This is a genomic window from Polaromonas sp. P3_C2 (assembly GCF_056402675.1).
The window spans coordinates 1-5406 of record NZ_JBFUGX010000279.1 but is presented as its reverse complement, the minus strand read 5'-3'; the positions used below and the strand labels follow the sequence as shown (position 1 = coordinate 5406).

The following is a 5406-nucleotide window of genomic DNA, read 5'->3' as shown; positions in this document are numbered from 1 at the left end:
GCCCAATGCCCGTCCACCACAGCCACCTTGGCGTGCAGGAAACCGGCCTCGTATTCATGGATTTCCACGCCGGCCTCCAGCAAGGCGCCATAGAAGGGCCGGGCCGCATGGTATTGCATGAAGTACTCGTAGCGCCCCTGCAGCAGCAAGGTGACACGCACACCGCGCCTGGCCGCCCCGATGAGGGCGCGCCGCAGCTTGCCGCCCGGCAGAAAATAGGCGTTGGCAATGATGATTTCCCGGTGTGCCTTGCCAATGGCCCTGCGATAGGCGCGCTCGATGCTGCTACGGTTACGCAAGTTGTCGCGCAGGATCAGCGCCGCCTTGGGGCCGGCAACGCCAGACCCGTTACCCACCACGAGCGATGTGGTGCCAGTGCGCCCGCCGTACCCCGCCGCCCTGAACTTTTCCCATGCGGCAGCCATGTGGCGCTGCCGCGCGCTGTAACCGGCCTGCACACGCCACCACAGCAGCGCCATGGCATCGGCGGCCTCCTCCGCCAGCGGGCCGGTGGCAGCCACGGCGAAATCGACGCGCGGAGTCTGGAGCTCCCCGTGGTTGGGATCGTAGAAATCATCGAGCACATTGATGCCGCCGCAAAACACCGTGTGCTGGTCCACCACGCAGAGCTTGCGGTGCAGCCGGCGCCAGCGCTCGGGCAGCAGCAGGCCCAGACGGCTCAGGCCCGTCCCCAAGGGCGAGTACACGCACCAGTCGACTTTCGACGCCGCGAATTTTTCGCGCCACTCGGCAGGAAGAGGACCGGTGCCTATGCCGTCGACCAGCACCTGCACTGTGACGCCGCGCAGGGCCGCGCGAACCAGTGCTTCGGCGACATCCGCGCCGGCACCGTTGAAATCAAAAATATAGGTTTCCAGCTGAATCCAGGTCTGCGCCGCATCAAGGGCCTTGACGAGTGCGGGGAAAAAATCCCGGCCGCCCTGGAGCAACTGCAACGCACCGGACTTGTGGAGTGGAAACATGGCCAGCGGCTTTTTTTCCTGGAAGTATGGAGAGTTGACGGGAAGGTCCATTCCATTTGAACCGACTGGCCGGTGTTTGCCAATCCAGTGAGACGCCAAACTCACAAAGTGTTGCGCCTGCGCGCTGCGCGGCTCAAGCCATGAATTTCGGCAGGAGGAGCACCGCTTCCGCATTCGAAGGGGAAAAACACAGGTCGGCAGCGGCGTAGTGCGGCAGCCATTGCCAGGCGGTGTGCTCCCTGGGGCTGAGCTTTACATCGCAGGCCTGGGGCAAACACAGGCTGAAGACATGTTCGGTGTTGTGGGTGATGCCGGGCGCATACCTGGCTCGCCAGACTGGATAAATCTCGTAGACGTTGGACAGGCCCCAGTCGCGAAACTGGCCGGGCGCGGCTGCGATGCCGGTCTCTTCCAGCACCTCGCGCACCGCGGTCTGCAGCAAGGGTTCGCCCGCCGTGTCTTTGGAGCCCGTGACGCTCTGCCAGAACCCAGGGTTGTCGGTGCGCTCGATCAGCAGCACGTCCAGCTGCGGTGTGTGAATAACGACCAGCACAGACTCGGGGATCTTGAAAGGTTTCAAGGTGTCCCCCTTCCGGCTGGCGGGCATAGCGCGCCGTTTTAGACGGGCTGTGGATTACGCAGGCGGATGTGCAGTTCGCGCAACTGCTTTTCGTCCACCGGGCTCGGGGCATGCGTGAGCAAATCCTGGGCGCGCTGGGTTTTCGGAAAAGCGATCACGTCGCGGATCGAGTCGGCGCCTGTCATCATGGTGACGATGCGATCCAGGCCGAAGGCCAGGCCGCCGTGGGGCGGTGCGCCGTACTGCAATGCGTCCAGCAGGARGCCGAACTTCTGCTGCGCTTCCTCCGGTCCGATCTTCAGGGCATTGAAGACCTTGCTCTGCACGTCCGCCTGGTGGATACGGACCGAGCCACCGCCCAGCTCCCAGCCATTGAGAACCATGTCGTATGCCTTGGCAATACAACGGCCCGGGTCGGTGTCCATCCAGTCTTCGTGCCCGTCTTTGGGTGCGGTAAACGGATGATGCACGGCGCTCCAGCGCTGGCCTTCCTCGTCAAATTCAAACATCGGGAAATCCACCACCCACAGCGGCTTCCAGCCCTTGGTGAAGAGGCCGGTTTTCTTGCCGAATTCGCTGTGGCCGACTTTGAGGCGCAACGCGCCGATGCTGTCGTTGACGACCTTGGCCTTGTCGGCGCCGAAGAAAAGGATGTCGCCGTTCTGGGCCCCGGTGCACTTGAGGATTTCCGCAATCGCCGCGTCATGGATGTTCTTGACGATGGGGCTTTGCAAGCCGTCGCGGCCCTTGGTGATGTCATTGACCTTGATCCAGGCCAGGCCCTTGGCACCGTAGATCTTGACGAACTCGGTGTAGCCGTCGATCTCGCCGCGGCTCATTTCGGACCCGCCGGGAACGCGCAGGGCAACCACACGGCCGCCGACAGTGGTGGCAGGCGTGCTGAAAACCTTGAAGTCCACGGTCGCCATGACTTCGGTGAGTTCCGTGAACTCCAGGTTCACGCGCAAATCGGGTTTGTCGGAACCGAAGCGGTGCATGGCTTCGCCATAGGCCATCACCGGAAATTCGCCCAGGTCGGTGTTGAGCACGGTCTTGAAAATGTTGCTGATCATGCCCTGGAACAGGTCACGGATGTCCTGCTCGCCCATGAAGGACGTCTCGATATCGATCTGTGTGAATTCGGGCTGGCGATCGGCACGCAGGTCTTCGTCACGGAAGCACTTGGTGATCTGGTAGTAGCGGTCGAAGCCTGCGACCATGAGCAACTGCTTGAACAGCTGCGGGCTTTGCGGCAGCGCGAAAAACATGCCTTCGTTGACGCGGCTGGGCACCAGGTAGTCGCGCGCGCCTTCGGGCGTGCTCTTGGTCAGCATCGGGGTTTCGATGTCGATGAAGCCGTTGGCGTCGAGGAACTTGCGCGTTTCCATGGCCACGCGGTAGCGCAGCATCAGGTTGTTCTGCATGTAGGGACGGCGCAAATCCAGCACGCGGTGCGTGAGGCGCGTCGTCTCAGACAGGTTGTCGTCGTCAAGCTGGAACGGCGGCGTCACGCTCGGGTTCAGCACGATCAGTTCGTGGCACAGCACCTCGACCTTGCCGCTTTTGAGGTTGTCGTTGGTCGTGCCTTCAGGGCGGGCCCGCACTACGCCTTTGACCTGCACGCAGAATTCGTTGCGCACGCCCTCGGCGGTTTTGAACATGTCGGCGCGGTCCGGGTCGCAGACCACCTGGACATAGCCTTCGCGGTCGCGTAAGTCGATGAAGATCACACCGCCATGGTCGCGGCGACGATTGACCCAGCCGCACAGGCTCACGGTTTGGCCCAGCAAGGCCTCGGTCACCAGACCGCAATAGTTCGAACGCATTTGGGAAACGATAGCCATAAAAATCTCGGACTTTCAGCGCCTCGCGCGCAGTGTTGCAATTTTCGCCGTTTACAGGGGAGGGGTCAGCGGCCGCGGTACAGGTTTGGAGGGCACCACGACGCCCATGGAAATCACGTAGGTCAAAGCCTCATCGACGCTCATCTGGAGCTCAATGCAGTCGCTTCTTTTCAGCATCACAAAATAGCCACCGGTGGGATTGGGCGTGGTGGGTACATAAACACTCAGGTAGTCGCCCTGCAGGTGATTGACCACATCGCCGCCGGGCAGCCCCGTCAGAAAGCCGATGGTCCAGACACCTTCACGCGGCCACTGCACCAGCAAGGCCTTGCGAAAGGCATTGCCATTTTCCGAGAACACCGTATCGGAGACCTGCTTTACGCTGGAATAAATGGAGCGGACGATGGGAATGCGGCTCAGGAATGAGTTGCCCCAGCGCACCAGTTTCTTGCCGAAGAAATTGCTGGCAACCGCGCCCATCAGCAGCACGATCAGCAGCGTCAGCAGCACGCCGAAACCGGGGATATGGAAACCCAGCAGCTTGTCGGGGTGCCAGGCGCCAGGAAGAATCAGCAGCGTCTGGTCCAGCGTGCCGACGATCCAGTCGAGCACCCACAGCGTGATGGCCAGGGGCACCAGCACCAACAGTCCGGCCAGAAGCCATCGGCGGATCGAAGCCATCACGAGGAAGTCTTGGAAGAGGAGTCGGTGGCCGRRGCCTTGGCGGGCGCGGCCGGCGCGGGAGCTGCTGCCGTGCTTGCCGGCGCGGCTGCRCCGGAATCGGCCGGCTTGCTGTCCGCACCGTTGCTGCTGGAAGCGCCGGCTTCGCCGCCGTCAGTCTTGGGCGCGGGCACGCCTGTGCTGTTGCCGCCGCGGAAGTCCGTCACGTACCAGCCCGAGCCCTTGAGCTGGAAACCCGCAGCCGTGACCTGCTTTTTGAATGCGGGTTCGCCGCATTGCGGACACACTGAGAGGGGCGCATCGGAGATTTTTTGCAGAACGTCCTTGGCATGCCCACAGGACTCGCATTTATAGGCGTAGATTGGCATAGTGCTTAAGGCTTTGAGGGGCTGTCCCCGGGGTATTCCCGGGAATATCCCGGGGAATTTGCCTGGAAAAGGCTCCCAGATGCAAAGCCTTCAATTATAGGCCGTTGAGACCTTCCCCGGCCGGCCCTAAAACACCCGCACCCGCAGGACAAACTGCATGGCAATCAACCCCAATACAAAGCCCAGACCGCCATAAATCAGGCTTTGCAGCAGTTTGTTGGTGCGCTTTTGCTCATACAGCAGTTCCTCAAGCTCCCGCCGGTTGATTCCAGGGGGTGATTTCAGGTACTGGGACAGCAGGCGCGGCAAACCGGGTAGCAGCTTGGCATAAGCAGGCGCCTCCGCCTTGAGCTGCGCCAGCAATTTTTCCGGGCCCACCTGCTCGAGCATCCATTTCTCGAGAAAAGGCTTGGCGGTGCTCCAGAGGTCCAGGTCGGGGTCCAGCTCACGCCCCAGTCCCTCGATGTTCAACAGGGTTTTTTGCAGCAGCACCAGCTGGGGCTGGATTTCGACATGGAAACGGCGCGAGGTCTGAAACAGACGCATCAGCACCAGCCCCAACGAAATTTCCCTGAGCGGCCGATCAAAGTAGGGTTCGCAGCACGCACGAATGGCGGCTTCCAGTTCGTCCACCCGAGTCTCGGGCGGAACCCAGCCGGATTCCAGGTGCAACTCGGCCACCCGTTTGTAGTCGCGCTGGAAAAACGCGCTGAAATTCTGTGCGAGGTATTCCTTGTCAACCTCGGTCAGGGTGCCCACGATTCCGAAGTCCAGCGAGATGTAGCGGCCGAATGTTTCCGGCGCCAGACTGACCTGGATATTGCCGGGATGCATGTCGGCATGGAAGAAACCGTCGCGGAATACCTGGGTGAAGAAGATGGTGACGCCGTCGCGCGCCAGTTTTTTCATGTCGACACCGGCATCGCGCAGGCGCTGGGCCTGGCTGATGG

6 protein-coding genes are annotated in these 5406 nt (G+C 61.6%); all 6 read right to left on the bottom strand.

What is annotated here, in order from left to right:
* The coding region (locus tag AC1DWI_RS12870) for a phospholipase D-like domain-containing protein (RefSeq protein ID WP_477724963.1) at window positions 1-983 on the bottom strand (983 nt) is incomplete at its 3' end.
* Window positions 984-1116: 133 nt separating this feature from the next.
* Entirely contained in the window at window positions 1117-1563 is a 447-nt protein-coding gene (nudB, locus tag AC1DWI_RS12865) for a dihydroneopterin triphosphate diphosphatase (RefSeq protein WP_477669816.1), read from the bottom strand.
* Between the two features lie 38 nt (window positions 1564-1601).
* Window positions 1602-3407 carry an aspartate--tRNA ligase gene (aspS, locus tag AC1DWI_RS12860; protein WP_477724962.1) on the bottom strand — a complete coding sequence of 602 codons (1806 nt, stop codon included), beginning with the start codon at window positions 3405-3407 and terminating at the stop codon, window positions 1602-1604.
* A gap of 51 nt (window positions 3408-3458) precedes the next feature.
* Window positions 3459-4088, bottom strand: coding sequence for a DUF502 domain-containing protein (locus AC1DWI_RS12855; protein WP_457279653.1), 630 nt, complete (start codon window positions 4086-4088; stop codon window positions 3459-3461).
* Window positions 4088-4456 (bottom strand): FmdB family zinc ribbon protein, encoded by a 369-nt coding sequence (locus AC1DWI_RS12850; protein WP_477724961.1) that lies wholly within the window; start codon window positions 4454-4456, stop codon window positions 4088-4090. The genes AC1DWI_RS12855 and AC1DWI_RS12850 overlap by 1 nt, the downstream gene beginning before the upstream one ends.
* 126 nt (window positions 4457-4582) lie before the next feature.
* The coding region (locus AC1DWI_RS12845; RefSeq protein ID WP_477724960.1) for an AarF/UbiB family protein at window positions 4583-5406 on the bottom strand (824 nt) is incomplete at its 5' end.